Origin of the sequence: Duganella sp. HH101 (assembly GCF_001758795.1) — a bacterium.
Taxonomy (GTDB): domain Bacteria; phylum Pseudomonadota; class Gammaproteobacteria; order Burkholderiales; family Burkholderiaceae_D; genus Rugamonas; species Rugamonas rivuli.
In genome coordinates this window covers 248,659-267,521 of record NZ_LRON01000007.1, presented here as the reverse complement: position 1 = coordinate 267,521, position 18,863 = coordinate 248,659, and the positions used below count along the sequence as shown (strand labels likewise).

General features: G+C 67.8%; 16 protein-coding genes. 13 read left to right on the top strand and 3 right to left on the bottom strand.

The features are described from left to right. Nucleotides 1-18 precede the first annotated feature (18 nt). Nucleotides 19-1,377, bottom strand: coding sequence for an MFS transporter (locus DUGA2_RS14085; protein ID WP_070267028.1), 1,359 nt, complete (start codon nt 1,375-1,377; stop codon nt 19-21). After that, entirely contained in the window at nt 1,374-2,522 is a 1,149-nt protein-coding gene (locus tag DUGA2_RS14080) for a thioester reductase domain-containing protein (protein ID WP_168167789.1), read from the bottom strand. Before DUGA2_RS14080 ends, DUGA2_RS14085 begins: the two co-directional genes overlap by 4 nt. On the opposite strand from DUGA2_RS14080, the gene DUGA2_RS14075 reads away from it, so the two are divergent. From DUGA2_RS14075 to DUGA2_RS14015, 13 genes are read left to right on the top strand one after another with little or no spacing between them, the layout of a single operon-like run. Then, nucleotides 2,467-3,615, top strand: a complete 1,149-nt coding sequence (locus DUGA2_RS14075; RefSeq protein ID WP_168167788.1) for a thioester reductase domain-containing protein — start codon at nt 2,467-2,469, stop codon at nt 3,613-3,615. The genes DUGA2_RS14080 and DUGA2_RS14075 overlap by 56 nt on opposite strands. Continuing rightward, a complete protein-coding gene (locus tag DUGA2_RS14070) occupies nt 3,612-4,970 on the top strand; it encodes an MFS transporter (RefSeq protein WP_070267028.1) in 1,359 nt (452 codons plus the stop codon). The genes DUGA2_RS14075 and DUGA2_RS14070 overlap by 4 nt, the downstream gene beginning before the upstream one ends. A gap of 45 nt (nt 4,971-5,015) precedes the next feature. Next, entirely contained in the window at nt 5,016-5,882 is an 867-nt protein-coding gene (locus tag DUGA2_RS34040; protein ID WP_168167749.1) for a DUF6875 domain-containing protein, read from the top strand. After that, the gene (locus tag DUGA2_RS14060; protein ID WP_141758496.1) at nt 5,879-7,237 is read left to right on the top strand and encodes an NAD(P)/FAD-dependent oxidoreductase; all 1,359 of its coding nucleotides are present in this window, start codon (nt 5,879-5,881) and stop codon (nt 7,235-7,237) included. The genes DUGA2_RS34040 and DUGA2_RS14060 overlap by 4 nt, the downstream gene beginning before the upstream one ends. Beyond that, a complete protein-coding gene (locus DUGA2_RS14055) occupies nt 7,234-8,802 on the top strand; it encodes a glycosyltransferase family 87 protein (RefSeq protein ID WP_070267030.1) in 1,569 nt (522 codons plus the stop codon). The genes DUGA2_RS14060 and DUGA2_RS14055 overlap by 4 nt, the downstream gene beginning before the upstream one ends. Before the next feature lie 7 nt (nt 8,803-8,809). Continuing rightward, a complete protein-coding gene (locus DUGA2_RS14050; RefSeq protein ID WP_070267031.1) occupies nt 8,810-11,053 on the top strand; it encodes a carbohydrate binding family 9 domain-containing protein in 2,244 nt (747 codons plus the stop codon). A gap of 12 nt (nt 11,054-11,065) precedes the next feature. Then, nucleotides 11,066-12,751: a sugar phosphate nucleotidyltransferase gene (locus DUGA2_RS14045; protein WP_070267032.1), complete on the top strand. Its 1,686-nt coding sequence runs from the start codon at nt 11,066-11,068 to the stop codon at nt 12,749-12,751. After that, entirely contained in the window at nt 12,751-13,158 is a 408-nt protein-coding gene (locus DUGA2_RS14040) for a GtrA family protein (protein WP_070267033.1), read from the top strand. Before DUGA2_RS14045 ends, DUGA2_RS14040 begins: the two co-directional genes overlap by 1 nt. After that, nucleotides 13,155-13,853: a glycosyltransferase family 2 protein gene (locus tag DUGA2_RS14035; RefSeq protein WP_070267034.1), complete on the top strand. Its 699-nt coding sequence runs from the start codon at nt 13,155-13,157 to the stop codon at nt 13,851-13,853. The genes DUGA2_RS14040 and DUGA2_RS14035 overlap by 4 nt, the downstream gene beginning before the upstream one ends. Further along, nucleotides 13,850-14,461, top strand: a complete 612-nt coding sequence (locus DUGA2_RS14030; RefSeq protein ID WP_070267035.1) for a phosphatidylinositol-specific phospholipase C/glycerophosphodiester phosphodiesterase family protein — start codon at nt 13,850-13,852, stop codon at nt 14,459-14,461. The genes DUGA2_RS14035 and DUGA2_RS14030 overlap by 4 nt, the downstream gene beginning before the upstream one ends. Next, a complete protein-coding gene (locus tag DUGA2_RS14025) occupies nt 14,458-16,464 on the top strand; it encodes a uridine kinase (RefSeq protein ID WP_070267036.1) in 2,007 nt (668 codons plus the stop codon). Before DUGA2_RS14030 ends, DUGA2_RS14025 begins: the two co-directional genes overlap by 4 nt. 6 nt (nt 16,465-16,470) lie before the next feature. After that, nucleotides 16,471-17,223 (top strand): HAD family hydrolase, encoded by a 753-nt coding sequence (locus DUGA2_RS14020; RefSeq protein ID WP_070267037.1) that lies wholly within the window; start codon nt 16,471-16,473, stop codon nt 17,221-17,223. After that, a complete protein-coding gene (locus DUGA2_RS14015; protein ID WP_168167750.1) occupies nt 17,220-18,230 on the top strand; it encodes a class II aldolase/adducin family protein in 1,011 nt (336 codons plus the stop codon). Before DUGA2_RS14020 ends, DUGA2_RS14015 begins: the two co-directional genes overlap by 4 nt. Here the strand turns inward: DUGA2_RS14015 and DUGA2_RS14010 are convergent. Continuing rightward, nucleotides 18,206-18,853: a PEP-CTERM sorting domain-containing protein gene (locus DUGA2_RS14010; protein ID WP_070267038.1), complete on the bottom strand. Its 648-nt coding sequence runs from the start codon at nt 18,851-18,853 to the stop codon at nt 18,206-18,208. The genes DUGA2_RS14015 and DUGA2_RS14010 overlap by 25 nt on opposite strands. Between the last annotated feature and the right edge of the window lie 10 nt (nt 18,854-18,863).

Here is an 18,863-nt window from a genome sequence, read left to right as displayed (position 1 = left end):
CGGTCGCCGGAGTTAAGCTCATGCCGGCTCGCGATACGTCGTGGTTGGCGGCGTCCGCGCCGTTTCTGTTTGCGCCGGGCCGCTGATCGCGTCCGGCAGTTGTTCGACCTGGCGTATCGCCTTGATGCAGTAGGCCGCCATGGCGACCGTCGCCATCAGCAGACCGAGGACGATGAACATCAGGCCTATTCCGCGACCGGGCCCGGTGCCGATCACCATTCCGACCGAGCCGGCCAGCGCGCCGCCGTGCGCCAGCATCGGTTCGAACAGCTGCTCGGCCAGGGGGCCGGCGAGGCAGTAGCCGAGCGGCATGGCGGCCTCCGACAGCAACCGCTGGATCGCGAAACAGCGGCCCTGCAGTTCGGCCGGCACCTTGCTCTGCCAGATGCTGTCGTTGGAGGCGCTAATGGCAGGCAGCACCGCGAACATCGCGAAGCCGGCCGCTGTCACCAGCACGAACGATGGCGCCAGGCCATGCACGGCGATCGCCAATCCGGCCAGCAGCGAGCAGCCCAGCACTCCATGGATGCGGCGGCGCGGGCCGCCGGTTGCGGTCATCGCCAGCCCGCCCAGCAGCAGGCCGGCGCCGCCTATGCCCATCTGCAGCCCCAGTCGCGCCGGATCGGCGAACGACAGCACCAGCGGCGTGATGGCGATGCTGGCGATCCCGAACAGGAAGTTATTGACGCCGAAGACCGACAGCAGGCCAAGCAGGCCGCCGCGCTGGCGTACGTAGCGGAAGCCGTCGCCGGCCTCGCGCCACAGGCTTTCGCCGCCCTCGCTGCGCTCCGGCCGCGGCACCCTGGCCAGCGCCAACGCGGCGGCTCCGGCCAGGAAGCTGGCGGCGTCGATCATCAGCACGCCGTGCAGGCTGAATGCGGTGACAAGCACGCCGGCCAGCAGCGGTCCGGCCACCTGCGCGACGGCGGCGCCGGTCTGCACCAGGCCATTGACGCGGGTCAGCTGGTCGCGGCTGGCCAGCAGCGGAATGCTGGCCGAGTAGGCCGGGGCCAGGAAGGCATTGGCCACGGCCGTGACGGCGACAGCGGCGTAGATGTGCCATAGCTCCAGGCGGCCGGCGGCCAGCAGCCCCGCCAGCGACAGCATGGTGGCGGCCGACAGCAGCTCGCAACACAGCATGACGCGCCGCCTGTCCCAACGGTCCACCAGCGCGCCGGCCAGCGGCGACACCAGCAGCGCTGGCACCGACATGGCGACGAAGATCAGCGCGAAGCGCGTCGTCGATCCGGTCTCCTGCAAGACCCAGATGCCCAGCGCGAAAGCCGACAGACGCGAGCCGACGCCGGAGATCAGCTGGCCGAACCAGATCAGCAGGAAGTTGCGCAGTCCACGGTCGTGGCTCACAACGCGGCTCATGCTGCGGCCTCGTTCCGGCGCGGCGCAGGCAGGAACCCACGCTGCTGCATGAAGCCGATGTAGGTCTCCAGCAGCGTGCGGTCGGCCGGCGGGCAGACGGTGCCCAGCGGCGCCACCGCGCCCATCGTAGCGCTGCAATCGAAGGCTGGTTCGCGCGGATCGACCTGCTCCGGGAACAGCGGTGCGAAAGTGGCCAGCGCATTGTCGCGTGACTTGGCGGCGGCGTCCTGCAGCGCGGTCCTCCAGGTCCCGTAGTCCGCCTGGTCCAGCGCATAGCCGGCGGCGCGCAGCGTCGCTACCAGTTCTCCGAGCGACATGCGGTGCGGATTGAGGAAGTGGAAATTGCCATTCTGGTCGCCTGCGCCGAGTGCCAACTGGACGATGGCGCGGCTGACGTAGTCCACCGGCGCCATGTCGAAGCCGTCGCCGTCGAGGCGTGGCGCCAGGCCCAGTTGCACGCAACCCTTGATCCAGGAGCTGAAGTAGTCTCCCAGGTTGCAGCCGCCGGTGCGGCTGTCGCCGGTGATGCGGGCAGGCCGGTAGACGGCGACAGGCAGGCCGCGCGCACGCGCCGCCAGCGCCAGCTGTTCGGCCACCCACTTGCTTTGGTTGTAGCCGCCTTGCTGGCCTTCCGCCTTCGGTGGAGCGGAGCGCTCGCGGACGGTAGCTTCTAGCTGGTCTTCGGTGACGTAGACGCCCAGCGTGGAGACCAGGTGCACCGGTTTGATCCGGACGCTGGAAGCCAGCCGCAGTACTGCCAGCGTGCCGCCGGCGTTGGCTGCCGCCAGGCTTTCGTAGGGGGCAAGGAAGTTGACCTGGCCGCCGTTGTGGAAGATCGCATCGACGCGCGCCGCCATCGCGGCAAAGGTGTCGGTGTCCAGCCCCAGGTCCGGGGCGGCGAGATCGCCTTGCAGCGGGACGATGCGCCGTTCGTCGCCGTCCCGCCACAAACCGTAGCTTTGCAGGTTGGCGCGGATGCGTTGCAGGCATTCCGGCAGCGTCGCGGCGCGCACCAGGCAGACGATTTCGGCGTCGGTCGCGTCGAGCAGGTCGCGCAGCAGATAGGCGCCGAGGAAGCCGGTGGCGCCGGTGATCAATACCGAACGTGGCGCGGCGCGCGGCGCGCCACGTTCGGTATTGATCACCGGCGCCACCGGCTTCCTCGGCGCCTATCTGCTGCGCGACCTGCTCGACGCGACCGACGCCGAAATCGTCTGCCTGGTGCGCGCCGCGACGCTGCCGGAATGCCTGCAACGCATCCGCGCCAACCTGCAAAGCTACGGTTTGTGGCGGGACGGCGACGAACGGCGCATCGTCCCGCTGCAAGGCGATCTCGCCGCCCCGGACCTGGGGCTGGACACCGACACCTTTGCCGCGATGGCGGCGCGCGTCGATGCGATCTTCCACAACGGCGGCCAGGTCAACTTCCTTGCCCCCTACGAAAGCCTGGCGGCAGCCAACGCCGGCGGCACGCTGGCAGTACTGCGGCTGGCTTCCAGCGTCCGGATCAAACCGGTGCACCTGGTCTCCACGCTGGGCGTCTACGTCACCGAAGACCAGCTAGAAGCTACCGTCCGCGAGCGCTCCGCTCCACCGAAGGCGGAAGGCCAGCAAGGCGGCTACAACCAAAGCAAGTGGGTGGCCGAACAGCTGGCGCTGGCGGCGCGTGCGCGCGGCCTGCCTGTCGCCGTCTACCGGCCTGCCCGCATCACCGGCGACAGCCGCACCGGCGGCTGCAACCTGGGAGACTACTTCAGCTCCTGGATCAAGGGTTGCGTGCAACTGGGCCTGGCGCCACGCCTCGACGGCGACGGCTTCGACATGGCGCCGGTGGACTACGTCAGCCGCGCCATCGTCCAGTTGGCACTCGGCGCAGGCGACCAGAATGGCAATTTCCACTTCCTCAATCCGCACCGCATGTCGCTCGGAGAACTGGTAGCGACGCTGCGCGCCGCCGGCTATGCGCTGGACCAGGCGGACTACGGGACCTGGAGGACCGCGCTGCAGGACGCCGCCGCCAAGTCACGCGACAATGCGCTGGCCACTTTCGCACCGCTGTTCCCGGAGCAGGTCGATCCGCGCGAACCAGCCTTCGATTGCAGCGCTACGATGGGCGCGGTGGCGCCGCTGGGCACCGTCTGCCCGCCGGCCGACCGCACGCTGCTGGAGACCTACATCGGCTTCATGCAGCAGCGTGGGTTCCTGCCTGCGCCGCGCCGGAACGAGGCCGCAGCATGAGCCGCGTTGTGAGCCACGACCGTGGACTGCGCAACTTCCTGCTGATCTGGTTCGGCCAGCTGATCTCCGGCGTCGGCTCGCGTCTGTCGGCTTTCGCGCTGGGCATCTGGGTCTTGCAGGAGACCGGATCGACGACGCGCTTCGCGCTGATCTTCGTCGCCATGTCGGTGCCAGCGCTGCTGGTGTCGCCGCTGGCCGGCGCGCTGGTGGACCGTTGGGACAGGCGGCGCGTCATGCTGTGTTGCGAGCTGCTGTCGGCCGCCACCATGCTGTCGCTGGCGGGGCTGCTGGCCGCCGGCCGCCTGGAGCTATGGCACATCTACGCCGCTGTCGCCGTCACGGCCGTGGCCAATGCCTTCCTGGCCCCGGCCTACTCGGCCAGCATTCCGCTGCTGGCCAGCCGCGACCAGCTGACCCGCGTCAATGGCCTGGTGCAGACCGGCGCCGCCGTCGCGCAGGTGGCCGGACCGCTGCTGGCCGGCGTGCTTGTCACCGCATTCAGCCTGCACGGCGTGCTGATGATCGACGCCGCCAGCTTCCTGGCCGGAGCCGCCGCGTTGGCGCTGGCCAGGGTGCCGCGGCCGGAGCGCAGCGAGGGCGGCGAAAGCCTGTGGCGCGAGGCCGGCGACGGCTTCCGCTACGTACGCCAGCGCGGCGGCCTGCTTGGCCTGCTGTCGGTCTTCGGCGTCAATAACTTCCTGTTCGGGATCGCCAGCATCGCCATCACGCCGCTGGTGCTGTCGTTCGCCGATCCGGCGCGACTGGGGCTGCAGATGGGCATAGGCGGCGCCGGCCTGCTGCTGGGCGGGCTGGCGATGACCGCAACCGGCGGCCCGCGCCGCCGCATCCATGGAGTGCTGGGCTGCTCGCTGCTGGCCGGATTGGCGATCGCCGTGCATGGCCTGGCGCCATCGTTCGTGCTGGTGACAGCGGCCGGCTTCGCGATGTTCGCGGTGCTGCCTGCCATTAGCGCCTCCAACGACAGCATCTGGCAGAGCAAGGTGCCGGCCGAACTGCAGGGCCGCTGTTTCGCGATCCAGCGGTTGCTGTCGGAGGCCGCCATGCCGCTCGGCTACTGCCTCGCCGGCCCCCTGGCCGAGCAGCTGTTCGAACCGATGCTGGCGCACGGCGGCGCGCTGGCCGGCTCGGTCGGAATGGTGATCGGCACCGGGCCCGGTCGCGGAATAGGCCTGATGTTCATCGTCCTCGGTCTGCTGATGGCGACGGTCGCCATGGCGGCCTACTGCATCAAGGCGATACGCCAGGTCGAACAACTGCCGGACGCGATCAGCGGCCCGGCGCAAACAGAAACGGCGCGGACGCCGCCAACCACGACGTATCGCGAGCCGGCATGAGCTTAACTCCGGCGACCGTGCATAACAACTTCTCACGATGGTGACATGATGACTCAAAAAGATCCTCAATCCACGCAGCCGCAGGCGACCTGCCCGATGGCGGCGGCCCACGCGGAGACCGCAGCCCATCCTGCTGCATCTCCACGCCTGATGCGCGTTTCCGAAGTCGACCGCGAATACCCCGGCGGCACGCCACTGGCCCAGGTGATGGATTGGGTGCGCGCCTTCCTGGCCCGCCCCCATCCGGACCTGGGCCGCAAGGGCGCGGTATGCCCGTTCGTGCCTGTCTCGCTGCTACAGGACAGCATCTGGCTGGCGGAAATCACCGACCGCGACCTGAGCCTCGACAAGATCAGCGCGATCATCAGCCAATACCGCGACCTGTTCCTGGCCACCGAGCCGACCCGCGGACCCGATGCGATCAACAAGGCGTTCATGGTGGTCTTTCCCAACCTGGGTACGGAAGGCGCAGCCGTGGTCGACGAAGTGCAGTACCGGCTCAAGCGCGACTTCGTCGACATGGGCCTGATGCTGGGCGAGTTCCACTCGGCGAACGAGAGCGAAGGCCTGCGCAACCCCGAGTTCCGGCCGCTGCGCAGCCCGATCCCGATGCTCGCCATCCGGCACATGGTCGATTCCGACCTGCCCTTCCTGCTGAGGGCCGGCTATCCGGCCAGCGTGCGCGCCGCCTTCCTGCGCTCCTACCTGTACCGCATGGCCGGCACACTGCCGAGCACCAAGCTCGAACAGGCGTTGGACGGCGTAATCGAGGCCGAAGTCGAACAACGCATCGACATCCGGCTGGCGCTGCTGCCTGCCGTTGCCGCCGTCGATGGCGCTGCGGTTGCAGGCGCCGGCGCCAACGCCGCAACGGCCGATGCTGCCGGCACCTTGCTGGGGGGCCGTCCATGACCACGGCGATGAAACCCGCGCAGGACGCCGACGGCGCCCGCATCGCCATCGTCGGCGGTGGACTGGCCGGTTCGCTGCTGGCACTGGCGCTGGCGCGGCAAGGCCATGGCGTTGACCTGTACGAACGGCGCCCCGACCCGCGCCGCCAGTCGGCCGGCGCCGGCCGCTCCATCAATCTGGGCCTGTCCAAGCGCGGCATGCAGGGCCTGCGCATGGTGGGCCTGCTGGACGACGTGCTGGCCCGCTCGGTGGTGATGAGCGGCCGCGTGATCCACGCGCCCGACGGCAGCACCCGCTACCAGGCCTACGGCAAGGACGCCGGCGAGGTACTCCATTCCATCGACCGCAACGAACTCAATCACCTGCTGCTGGACCGTGCGCAGCAGCATCCGCAGGTCAGGCTGCACTTCGAGCATCGTCTGGTACGCGCGGACAAGGCCAACCGCACGCTGGAATTCGACACCCCGGATGGAAGTGTGACAGTGCAGCCTAAGTGGGTAGCTGGCGCAGACGGCGCCTTCTCCGCCATGCGCCGCGAGCTGCAGCACGGCGAACGCGCCGACTACCATCAGGAGTACCTGGAATGGGGCTACAAGGAACTCACACTGGCGGCCCGTCCGGACGGCAGTTCGGTGATCGAGCTGACCGCGCTCCATGTCTGGCCGCGCAGCCACTGCCTGTTCGTCTCGCATCCCAACCTGGACGGTTCGCACACGCTGACCTTGTTCCTGCCGTTCGAGGGCGAAGAAAGCTTCGCCACCGTGCGCACGCCGGAACAGGTCAGCGCGCTGTTCGCCAAGTACTTCCCCGACCTGCTGCCGCTGCTGCCAGGGCTGCTGGATCAGTGGGAGCGCCATCCGACCGGCTCCCTGATCACCACCCGCACCGCACCGTGGCGCTTCGGCGACTGGGCCGTGCTGCTGGGCGACGCCTGCCACGCCGTCTATCCGTTCTACGGCCAGGGCATGAACTCCGCCTTTGAAGACTGCTGCGTGCTGATGGCGGCGCTGGCGGACCACCCGCAGGACCTGGCTGCAGCCTTCAGCCGCTACGAACAGCAGCGCCGTCCCCACACCGACGTGCTGGCCGAGCTGTCGAAGGCCAACTTCGTCGAGCTGCGGCAGAAAGTGCAGTCGCCGTGGTTCATCGCCCGCAAACGGCTAGACCTGGCGCTGAACCGTTTGTGGCCGCGCAGCTGGCTGCCGCTGTACACCATGATCGCCCATTCCACCATGCCTTACGGCGAAGCGCTGGAACGCTCGCACCGCCAGGAACGCCTGCTGCGCACCGCGCTGGCCGGCATCGCCGCGCTGTGCTGCGCCGGACTTGCCTACGCCATCGGAGTCAAACCATGAATCGACCTGTTTCCATCTCCATCGAGCGGCGCGTGATCGCGCTGCTGTTGGCGGCGTTGTTCGGCATGTTCGCCGCCGTCGGCTGCAGCGTGCTGTTCGCGCCGTCGTCGCCGCAAGCCTTGCTGGCGCTGCTGCCGCTGGCCGCGGCCCTGCTGCTCAGCCCACGGCTGGCGCGGCGGCTGCCGGCGCAGTTCGACGGCATCTCCAACGGCCGCCGCCTGCTGTCCGTCCTGTGGCTGCTGCTGGCGCTGACCGCGTTGGCGCGCACCGCCGGCCTCGGGGTCTACATGGCCGATCCGCAGCGCCCGCAAGCCTCGGCGATCTGGTTCGATCCCTTCTACGTCAACCACAGCTGCCTGTCCGGTTACTGGAAAGCCTCGGAACTGGCCAAGCCGGGTGGCGTGAATATCTACGAAGCGACCCCGTACGAAGGCAGCGAAGGCCGCTTCAAGCTGGACGCCTACCTGTATCCGCCGCAGTTCCTTCTGCTGCCGCGCGCCGTCGGCGCCGTTGGCGGTGGCTTCCTGCAACTACGGGCAGTATGGTTCGCGCTCGATGCCGCGCTGCTGGCCGGCGCCATGCTGGCCTTGTGCGGCTGGATCGGCGGCCAGGCCGGACGCCGCGCCGCCCTGCTGCTGCCCGCCGCGTGGCTCGCGCTGCCGACCTTGATCACGCTACAGACCGGGAACTTCCAGCTGCCGGCGCTGGCCTTGTCGGTGCTGGCCATGCTGCTGTTCCAGCGCGGCCGCAACCTCGCGGGCGGCGCGCTGCTCGGTGTCGCCATGGTCAAGATCTTCCCCGGCATCCTGTGCGCCTACCTGCTGTTCGGCCGCCGCTGGCGCGCACTGGGCTGGAGCGTGGCGTGGTCGCTGGCCTACGCGGGCCTGGGCCTGGCGCTGCTGGGCACCGCGCCGTTCAAGGATTTCATCGGCTTCGAACTGCCGCGCATCGCCAGCGGCGAGTTGTGGAGCTGGCTGGCGCTCGACGGCCTGGAAGGCGTCGCCGCCATCAACGACTCGGTACCAGGGCTGGTATTCAAACTGCGCCTGCTTGGCCTGTCCGGCATGGATCATCACATGGTGGCCGGCGCCGCGTGGGTCTGGTCGCTGCTGCTGGTGGCGATCGCGGCGGTCGCAGCCTGGCGCACGCAAGGCGCATCGCAACTGCGCCAGGCCACGGTCTGGATTTCCCTGCTAGGACTGGCGGCGCTGCGCAGCCCCTTCGTGCCCGACGACTACGGCCTGTTCCCGGCGCTGTGGCTCTGGTGCCTGCTGGCCGGCTCCATCACCTTCAACGCCATGCGCGCCGCCGGACTGGCCGTGCTCTGGCTGGGGTTCGCACTGGTCATGCCATTCAGCCTCGCCACGCCGGCACAACTCCCTCTGCTGCTGACTGTGTCGACCGCGAGCCAGCTGCTGGCGCTGGGCCTGTGGCTGTGGGCCACGCTGCGCCCACGCGATGGCGCGGCGCATGACCGGGCCGGAGCCTCCCATCACCGCAGTACAGCATCCACCACCGCTACCGCACCGGCCATGGCCCAGGTGCGTTCCGATTCCTACCAATGAAAGCAATATGATGCAACTGACTACTCCTTCCAGCCTGCGCCGCAACCTGTTGTCGGCCCTGATCTTCGTCACCGCTTCGGCCGCCGCCGAGGATAAACTGCGCATCCCGCGCGCCGCGCATGCGCCTGCGCTGTCCGATTATGTCGCCGGCATCCCGGCCGATGCAGGCGTCGAAGTCAAGGGCTTCCGCCAGTTCCAGCCAGGCGACGGCCAGCCTGCGTCGCTGGAGACGCGCGCCTACCTGTCCTATGACGACCAGAACTTCTACGCCGTCTTCGTCTGCAAGGACGATCCGAAACTCGTGCGCGCCCGCATCGCCCGCCGCGAAGACCTGCCCGGCGACGACGCCGTGCAGCTGGACCTGGACACCTTCCACGACAAGCAGCGCTCATTCCGCTTCTACGCAAATCCCTACGGCGTGCAGATGGACGCCAAGCACACCGAAGGCGTGGGCGACGATTTCAACTTCGACACCCAGTGGACCTCCGACGGCAAGCTGACCGCCGACGGCTACGTCGTCATGATGGCGATTCCGTTCAAGAGCCTGCGCTTCCGCAGCGCCGACGTGCAGGACTGGGGCGTGTCGGTGGGCCGCATCGTGCCGCGCCTGAACGAGTTCTCATACTGGCCCTACATCACCCAGCGCCAGGAAGCCTTCGTGCCGCAGATGGCGGCGGCGGAAATCGCCGCCCCGGTCTCGGCCGGCCGCAACATCCAGCTCAATCCCTACGCATACCTGGGCCGCAGCCGCGCGCTCGACCAGAGCGATCCGACGCGCCCCGGCTGGCAGCACGACAACAAAAACCAGGCCGGCCTGGACGCCAAGTTCGTGCTGGCCGACGCCTTCGCGGTCGACCTGACCTTCAATCCCGACTTCAGCGAAGTCGAATCGGACGAACCGCAGGTCATCATCGATCAGCGCTACGAAGTGCAGTTCCCGGAAAAGCGCCCGTTCTTCCTGGAGAATTCCGGCTTCTTCGCCACGCCGCAGCAGCTGTTCTTCTCGCGCCGCATCATCGACCCGCAACTGGGCGCGCGCATCACCGGCCGCACCGGCAACTGGTCGCTGGGCGGCCTGCTGATGAACGACGAGGCGCCAGGCAAGCTGGCGGCGCCGGGCGATCCGGCATACGGCAAGAAGGCCCGCATCACCGTGGCGCGCGGCCAGCGCGACTTTGATACCGATTCGAACCTGGGCGCGATGGTGACAGACCGCCGCATCGCCGGCCATGCCAACACCGTCGCCGGGGCCGACCTGCGCTGGAAACTGGACGAAAACTGGGTGGCCAGCGGCCAGGCGGCCAGCAGCCGCACCAGCGACAGCGGCGCGCCGGACAGCACCGGCAGCCTGGCCTATGCCGAACTGCGGCGCACCGACCGCAGCTTCAACTACGCGGCCACCTATCTCGACGTGTCGCGCCGTTTCGAGAGCGAGCTGGCCTTCATCCCGCGCACCGATATCCGCCAGCTGGGCCAGGAAGCGAGCTATATGTGGAACTTCACCGACGCCCCCTGGCTGGTCAGCACGGGGCCGAGCATCAAGGCGCTCTACACCAAGGACCACGACGGCCAGCTGCAAGACTGGTCGAGCGACGCCTGGTACACCGTCAAGGGCCTGCGCGCCACCACCTTCGAAGCCCACAGGCTCGACGCGCATGAACTGTACGCCGGCCAGCGTTTCCACAAGAACGGCTACCAGCTGGCCGCCAGCACCGAATGGTTCGACTGGCTGAACGGCTGGGTGAAGGTCGGCCAGAACGACGTGATCAACTATGTGCCGGCGGCCGGCACGCAGGCCGCCCTCGGCGACGCCCGCAGCGTCTCGGCCAACATCAAGTTCACGCCGCATCCGCAGTTCCGCGTGGAGCAGACGCTGTTCTGGAACGACCTGCGCACCAAGAGCGGCATGGTGGGCGTGGGCGCCGGCACCGGCGTGTACCGCGAGCTGCTGTCGCGCACCAAGTTCAACTACCAGTACAGCCGCTTCCTGTCGGCCCACCTGATCCTGGACTACACCAACCTGCGCACCAACAGCCAGCTGACCGCGCTCCCCGGCGGCAAACAGCTGACCGCCGACCTGCTGTTCAGCTATCTGCTGAGCCCCGGCACGTCGCTGTTCGCCGGCTATACGGACCGCCAGGAAAACCTGCAACTGGTGGGCAATCCGGCACTGCTGGAACGCACGCGCGGGCTGGAGCTGCATACCGGCCGCAAGGCTTTCATCAAACTCAATTACCTGTTCCAGCTCTGAACCATGCGATCCATGCAAATCATCGTACCGATGTCCGGCTTCGGCGAGCGCTTTCGCCGCGCCGGCTACGAATTGCCCAAGCCATTGATCGAGATCGACGGCAAGCCGATCATCGCCCATGTCATCGAGATGTTCGATGCGGACGCGGACTTCCTCTTCATCTGCAACGAGGAGCATCTGCGCGAGCCGGCTTACCGCATGGAGGAAGTGCTGCGCCGCTGGTGCCCGCAGGGCCGCATCGCCGCTATCGCGCCGCATAAACTCGGCCCGGTGCACGCGGTGCTCCAGGTCGGACACCTGATCGATCCGGAGCGTCCGGTGCTGGTGAACTACTGCGACTTCAGCTGCTACTGGGACTGGCGGCACTTCAAGCAGTTCGTCGCGATCAACGAGTGCGACGGCGCGATTCCGGCCTATCGCGGCTTCCACCCGCACACGCTGGGCAGCACCAACTATGCCTACATGCGCGAGCATAACGGATGGGTGCAGGCCATCCAGGAAAAGCAGCCGTACACCGACAACCGCATGGAAGAATATGCGTCCAGCGGCAGCTACTACTTTGCGTCGGGGCGGTTGATGGAAGAGGCCTTCACGGCCGCGATGGAACAGCAACTGACGGTCGGCGGGGAGTACTACGTTAGCCTGGCCTACCGTCCGATGCTGGCGGCCGGCCGGCGCGTGGCAGTCTACCCGCTGCAGCACTTCATGCAGTGGGGGACGCCAGATGACGTGGCCGAATACCGGGGCTGGTCGTCCGCCTTCGCCCGCCTGGCGCAGCGGCCGGAGTCCGCGGCCGCGTCACCGGAGGCCCCGGCGGCGGGCGCGCTGGTGCTGCCGATGGCCGGCATGGGCCAGCGCTTCGCCGACCAGGGCTACGCGCTGACCAAGCCGCTGATCGGCGTCTCCGGACAACCGATGGTGGCGCAGGCCGTGCATGACCTGCCGCCGGCGCTGCAGCACTGCTTCGTGCTGCGCGCCGACATGCCGGGCCATGCAGCAATCGCCGACGAACTGCGCCAACGCCATCCCGGCGCCGTGATCGCCACCCTGCCCCAGGTCAGCGAAGGCCAGGCCTGCACCGCGCTGGCCGGCGTCGACGCGCTGGCCGTAGCGGCTTTGGACACGCAAGGCCCGTTGACGGTGGGCGCATGCGACTTCGGCATGCTGTACGACCAGGCGGCGTTCCGCCGGCTCGCCGACGATCCGCAGGTCGACGTGATCGTATGGGGCGTGCGCGGCAACGCCAACGCCATCCGCAGGCCGCAGATGTTCGGCTGGATCGACGAGGACCAGGGCCGCATCCGCAGCATATCGGTCAAGACGCCGCTGGCAGATCCCGCCACCGACGCCATCGTGCTGGGCGCCTTTACTTTCCGCCGCGCCACCGACCTGCGCCGACTGGTGGATGCGCTGATCGCGCGCGACGGCCGCGTCAACGGCGAGTACTACCTGGACTCCTGCATCAACGACGCCATCGCCATGGGGCTGAACTGCCGCCTGTTCGAAGTGGACCACTACCTGTCCTGGGGCACGCCGGATGACCTGCGTACCTTCGAGTACTGGCAGTCCTGCTTCCACAAATGGGCCGGCCATCCGTACACGCTGGAGCAGGACGCCCGCGTTCCCGCCGAAGCCGTGACGGAGCTGGCGCACCGCTACCGCGCTATCACACCGGCCGATCCCGGGAGGATGGCGTGATGCGGCGCGAGCTGCCGGTGTTCCTGGTGGTCGGCACGCTGACGGTGCTGGTGGACCTGCTGGTCTATCGCGCGTTGATGGCGTCCGGGCTGGCGGCCACCGCGCCGGCCAAAGCTATCGGCTTCCTGGCGGGTACGGTGTTCGCCTACTGCGCCAACCGCCGCTGGACCTTCGGCCACCGCGCCGCAGCTCCCGGCAGCGCGGCGCGCTTCGCCGTCCTGTACGGCGCAACGCTGGCCGCGAACGTCGCGGTCAACGCCGTCGTGCTGCGGATGCTGGACGCGGCCGGACCCGCAGTTGCGGTACCGCTGGCCTTCGTGGCGGCGACCGGCGTATCGGCCACGCTGAACTTCATCGGCATGAAGACGCTGGTCTTCTCCCACGCCCGCCGTACGGAGCTGCCATGAGATTCTCGCTGGTGATCCCCTGCTACAACGAAGCCGCCAATCTGCCTCTTCTACTCAAGCGCTGCTATCCACTGGCGCTGCGGGACGACGTCGAAATCATCCTTGTCGATAACGGTTCAACCGACGACAGCCCGCAGGTGCTGGCCGCGCTGCTGCCGGCCTGCCCCGGTTGCCGCAGCATCCGCGTCGACGTCAACCAGGGCTACGGCCACGGCATCTTGGCGGGACTGGCGGCGGCCACCGGCGAGATCGTCGGCTGGACCCATGCCGACCTCCAGACCGATCCGCAGGACGCCTTGCACGGACTAGCCCTGTTCGAACGCCACGGCGACGGCATTTTCGTCAAGGGCCGCCGCTACGGCAGGCCGCTGGCCGATGTGCTGTTCACCGCCGGCATGAGCGCCTTCGAGACGCTGCTGCTGGCGACCCCGCTGTGGGACATCAACGCCCAGCCGACCATGTTTTCCAGGCGCTTCTTCGACACCTGGCGCAACGCACCCCACGACTTCTCGCTCGACCTGTACGCCTACTACCAGGCACGCCGCGCCGGGTTGGCTGTGCACCGCTTCCCCGTGCACTTCGGCGAGCGCGCGCACGGCGTCTCGCACTGGAACGTCAACTGGGCGGCCAAGCGGAAATTCATCCGGCGCACCGTCGACTTCAGCCTGCAATTAAAAAACTCACTGAAACCATGAAACTGATCTCACATCGCCGCAATACCCTGGCCCAATTGGCCGACACGCCCGAACACCTCGGCGTGGAAGTCGATATCCGCAGCGACGGCGGGCGGCTCATCATCCATCACGATCCCTTGACGCCCGGCGAGGCGTTCGAACCGTGGCTGTCGGCCTACCGCCACGGCACGCTGATCCTCAACGTCAAGGAGGAAGGCCTGGAAGCGCCGCTGATCGCGCTGCTGCGCAAGCACGGCATCGAAGACTATTTTTTCCTCGACCAGTCCTTTCCCTTCCTGGTGAAGTGGGCCAGGGCCGGTGAGCGGCGTTGCGCGGTGCGGGTGTCGGAGTTCGAATCCGTCGACACGGCGCTGACGCTGGCCGGACAGATCGACTGGGTGTGGGTCGACTGCTTCAGCCGCTTCCCGCTCAGCGGCGGGGACGCCGCGCGCCTGCGTGGCGCGGGCTTCAAGCTATGCCTGGTGTCGCCGGAGCTGCAGGGACGGGGCACGGAAGAAATCGCCCAACTGGCGGCGCTGCTGGCCGAACGCGGCATCGTCGCCGACGCGGTCTGCACCAAACGGCCGGACCTGTGGCGGGATCTGTCGCAAGACCAGGTGCTTGCATGATGCGCCTGTTCCGCCATCCGCTGTTTGCATTCGGCCTGGCGCTGAGGATCGCGATGCTGGCGACGATCGTGCCGCACGCCGTCACCGAATGGTATGCGCCCTTCCTGTCCGCCAGCGCCGGCCAGCTGTCCGCCGATCCCTGGACGGTGTTCCTCGCCCAGGGCGGCACGCCGGCGGCCTTCCCCTACGGTTACGTCATGTGGCTGGCGCTGATGCCGCTGGCATTGCTGGCCAAGGCGGCCGGGATCGGCATCGGCCATGCCTACGGCGCCGGCCTGCTGGGCGCGGACCTGTTGCTGCTGCTGGTGCTGAGCCGGATGCTGCCCGGCCGCGACACGCTGCTGCTGGCCTTGTACTGGCTGTCGCCCGTGATGCTGCTGGCCACCTATGGCCTCGGCCTGAACGACGTGGTGCCGATGCTGTTGCTGGTGGCGGCGCTGTACTGCACGCGGCGGCGGCAGCTGGCGGCGGCAGGCGCCTTGTGTGCAGCGGCGGTATCGGCAAAACTGAGCATGGTGCTGGCGCTGCCCTTCTTCCTGATCTACCTGACCCGCAACCGCGCCTTGCAGCAGCAGTTGCCCGCCTTCGCGCGTGGCGCGGCGCTGGCCGGCGCCGTGTTCGGCCTGCCCTTCCTGTACTCGGCGTCGGCGCTGCGCATGCTGCTGAATAACCCGGAGATGGGCAAGGTCTATCAGTTCTCGCTGCACGTCGGCGCCGGCACCACCGTGTACGTGATGCCGCTGGCCTACCTGGTCACGCTATACCTGGCCTGGCGCGTGCGGCGCATGAACTTCGAACTGTTCAGCGCCTTGCTGGGACTGGGCTTCCTGCTGGTGGTGCTGCTGACGCCTGCCTCGCCAGGCTGGTTCGTGTGGATCGTGCCGGCGCTGGTCTTCTACCAGGCCGCCAGCGACAGGATGGCAGTGCTGCTGACGGCGGGCTTCTCGGCGCTGTACGTGCTGGACAACCTGCCGCCGGACGTCATGGCCGCGCTGCCGCTGGCGTCGGTGACGCCGGTGGTGCACACGATGATGACCGCCGTCGGCATCGTGCTGGCGCTGCGGATGTGGCGCGAAACGGTCAGCTCGAACGACTACTTCCGTTTCAGCCGCAAGCCTTTCGTGATCGGCATCGCCGGCGACTCCGGCGCCGGCAAGGATACGCTGGCCGAATCGCTGCGCGGCCTGTTCGGCGGCCATTCGGTGGCGCACCTGTCCGGCGACGACTACCACCTGTGGGACCGGGCCAAGCCGATGTGGCAGGTCATGACCCATCTGAGCCCGATGGCCAACGACCTGGAATCCTATGCCAACGATCTGCTGGCCCTCACCGACGGCAAGACCATCCTGTCGCGCCACTACGACCATGGCAGCGGCAAGATGAGCCGCCCGCAGCGCGTGCGCAGCAACGATTTCATCATCGCCAGCGGCCTGCATGCGCTGTACCTGCCGGTGCTGCGCGAGTGCTATGACCTGAGCATCTACCTCGACATCGACGAAGGGCTGCGGCGCTACTACAAGCTGCAGCGCGACGTGCTGGAACGGGGCCACAGCGCCGAACGGGTGCGCTCCTCGCTCGACAAGCGGGAGCCGGACTCGATCCGCTTCGTGCGGCCGCAGGCGCGCCACGCCAGCCTGGTGCTGTCGCTGCGGCCGATCCACCCGGACCTGCTGGAGCACCCGCTCGGCAGCGAGGCGCCGCGCGTCAAGCTGCTGGTGCGCTCCCGCAATGGCCTCAACGAGCTGTCGCTGCGGCGGGTGCTGGTCGGCGTGTGCGGCCTGCATGTCGACCTGGCGATGGACGACGACGCCAGCGAGATCGCCCTGACCATCGAAGGCGAAGCCACCAGCGAGGATATCGCCATGGCCGCCGCCACGCTGTTCCCGCGCATTACCGAGTTTCTCGACACCGTACCGCAATGGCGCGACGGCGCGCTGGGGCTGATGCAGCTGATCGCATTGGCGCACATACACCAAGCCTTGAACAAACGCTTAATCTGGTAAATCATTATGATCAAAATATCCAACGACGACCGCTTCACGCAGATCCCGGACGCCATCCTGTTCGACACCGACAACACGCTGTACCACTACGACCCGGCCCACGCGCTGGCCATGAGCGCGGTGCGCGGCAAGGTGGCTGCCACCTTCTCGCTCGACCCGGACGATTTCGACAAGGCTTATGCCAGCGCCCGTAGCGAAGTGAAGCTGCGCCTGAAGGACACGGCGGCCTCGCACAGCCGCCTGCTGTACCTGCAGCGCATGCTGGAGATCATCGGCCTGGGCTCGCAGGTGCTGGTGGCGCTGGACCTGGAGCAGACCTACTGGCGCACCTTCCTCAGCAACGCGGTGCTGTTCGACGGCGTCAAGGAACTGCTGGACGACATCCGCCTGCTCGGCATCCCCACCGCCATCGTCACCGACCTGACCGCGCAGATCCAGTTCCGCAAGATGGTCTACTTCGGCCTGGACCGCTACTTCGACTATATCGTCACCAGCGAGGAAGCGGGCTACGACAAGCCGCACGGCGCGCAGTTCGAACTGGCGCTGAAAAAGGTACGCCCCAGCGGCAACTGCATCTGGATGATCGGCGATAACCCGGTCAACGACATCGGCGGCGCCCGCCGCAGGATAGACGCTGTCACGCTGCAAAAACTGCACAACGGCGTGCAGCAAGGCCAGGGCGAGAATGCCGCCGACGCGGTGTTCCAGGAATTCGGCCAGGTGCGCAAGCTGCTCGAACGGCTTGGGGCGGCGCATTGAACGCGCGCGACGACAAGCGCGGCGGCCTGCGCGCGGCGGTCAGCGCCTATTGTGCGCGGGTTGGCGCCGATCCCCTGCTGGTACAGGGTGCTGGCGGCAACGCATCGTGGAAGGACGGCGACACGATGTGGGTCAAGGCTTCGGGCACGTGGCTGGCGGAGGCGCAGCGGTCGGACATCTTCGTGCCGGTGGACCTGGCCCATTTGCGGGCCGCCATCGCCGCCGGCGACCTGGATGTCGTGCCGCGAGCGCTCGCGGGCAGCATACTGCGGCCATCGATCGAGACGCTGATGCATGCGCTGATGCCGCAGACAGTGGTGCTGCATCTGCATGCGGTCGAGGTACTGGCGCATCTGGTCCGTGCGGACTTCACCGGCCCCGCACCGGCCCCGGCGCCTTGGTGCTGGGTGGATTACCACAAACCGGGGGCCACGCTGGCCGGGGCGATTGCGGCGCGCTTGCGCGAACAGCCGGACGCGCAGATTGTCTTCCTGCAGAATCATGGCGTGGTGATAGGCGGTGCCGACGTGGGGGAAGTAGAAGCGATACTGACGTCGCTGCTGGCCTGCATGCGCATCGAGCCCGTCGCACCGGTCGCACCGACCGGCGCCGAGGCGAACGCAATGCCGCCACTGACAGCCATTCCCGACGAAGGCATACAGCAGTTGGCCCTCGATCCGCGTCTGTACAAACGGCTCCGGAAGGAGTGGGCATTGTGTCCGGATCATGTGGTGTTCCTCGGCGCGGAGGCCGCGTGCTACGCGGATGCCGATTCGTTCGTCGCCGCGCAAACCATGGGCGCCGAGGCCAGGCTGGCCTTCATCGCTGGCGTGGGCGTGTATGCGGCCGGAGACTTCGGCGCAGCGCGCACGGCGCAGCTGCGCTGCTACTACGACATCCTGGCCCGCCAGCCTTTCGATGCGGCGCTGACCACGCTGTCGACGCCGCAGTTGGCCGAACTGCTGGACTGGGACGCCGAACGCTATCGCCTGGCGATGGCCAGGTAGGCAAGCTGCGCGCGGCGTGCGGCCAGCAGCGCCAGGCCCGCAGCCATCATCAGCCAAGTCGATGGTTCCGGAATCGGCGAAGTCGGATCGCCTGGGCCGCCGGGAGGCGTATCGTCGACCACCAGTTCGCCGAAGGCCTGGAACTCGGCCACCGAATAATGGTTGTCGCCCTTCGCCGTGATGCGGAAGGCCTTGGCCACCACCGGCGTGAGCAACGGGCCGCCAAACAGGTTCTGGCCCGTCGGGGACTGGTCGGTATTGACCGTGGTCGCCGATTGCCAGACATTGGCGCGGTCGAGGAATTCGATGCGGTAGTCGTCGCCGTTGTCGGCTTCCAGGACCAGACGGTTGACGGAGGCGGTATGCGCCAGCGTGATGGTCAGGCCGGTGTCCACGCCGGACCAGTAGACGGAACCGAAATTCCACTGCTGGCCGATCGGATTGAACTCGCCATCGGTCACGCTGTCGAGCCGCGCGATGCCGCCTCCCCAGGTGGCGCCGGCGGAATCGCCCATGCCGTCGCCAAACGAGTCGACATCTGCAAGGTAGGCGACGTTGTCATCGGCGTGGGCGTAACAGGACAAGAGCAGCGCGGCCATGGCCGCAGCGGTGGTCATTTTCATATGGTGTCCC

Coding starts and splice junctions, on each gene's coding strand:
- DUGA2_RS14010 (WP_070267038.1), bottom strand. CDS start 18,853: ATGAAAATGACCACCGCTGCGGCCATGGCCGCGCTGCTCTTGTCCTGT.
- DUGA2_RS14025 (WP_070267036.1), top strand. CDS start 14,458: ATGATGCGCCTGTTCCGCCATCCGCTGTTTGCATTCGGCCTGGCGCTG.
- DUGA2_RS14020 (WP_070267037.1), top strand. CDS start 16,471: ATGATCAAAATATCCAACGACGACCGCTTCACGCAGATCCCGGACGCC.
- DUGA2_RS34040 (WP_168167749.1), top strand. CDS start 5,016: ATGATGACTCAAAAAGATCCTCAATCCACGCAGCCGCAGGCGACCTGC.
- DUGA2_RS14045 (WP_070267032.1), top strand. CDS start 11,066: ATGCAAATCATCGTACCGATGTCCGGCTTCGGCGAGCGCTTTCGCCGC.
- DUGA2_RS14085 (WP_070267028.1), bottom strand. CDS start 1,377: ATGAGCCGCGTTGTGAGCCACGACCGTGGACTGCGCAACTTCCTGCTG.
- DUGA2_RS14055 (WP_070267030.1), top strand. CDS start 7,234: ATGAATCGACCTGTTTCCATCTCCATCGAGCGGCGCGTGATCGCGCTG.
- DUGA2_RS14030 (WP_070267035.1), top strand. CDS start 13,850: ATGAAACTGATCTCACATCGCCGCAATACCCTGGCCCAATTGGCCGAC.
- DUGA2_RS14060 (WP_141758496.1), top strand. CDS start 5,879: ATGACCACGGCGATGAAACCCGCGCAGGACGCCGACGGCGCCCGCATC.
- DUGA2_RS14050 (WP_070267031.1), top strand. CDS start 8,810: ATGATGCAACTGACTACTCCTTCCAGCCTGCGCCGCAACCTGTTGTCG.
- DUGA2_RS14070 (WP_070267028.1), top strand. CDS start 3,612: ATGAGCCGCGTTGTGAGCCACGACCGTGGACTGCGCAACTTCCTGCTG.
- DUGA2_RS14035 (WP_070267034.1), top strand. CDS start 13,155: ATGAGATTCTCGCTGGTGATCCCCTGCTACAACGAAGCCGCCAATCTG.
- DUGA2_RS14040 (WP_070267033.1), top strand. CDS start 12,751: ATGCGGCGCGAGCTGCCGGTGTTCCTGGTGGTCGGCACGCTGACGGTG.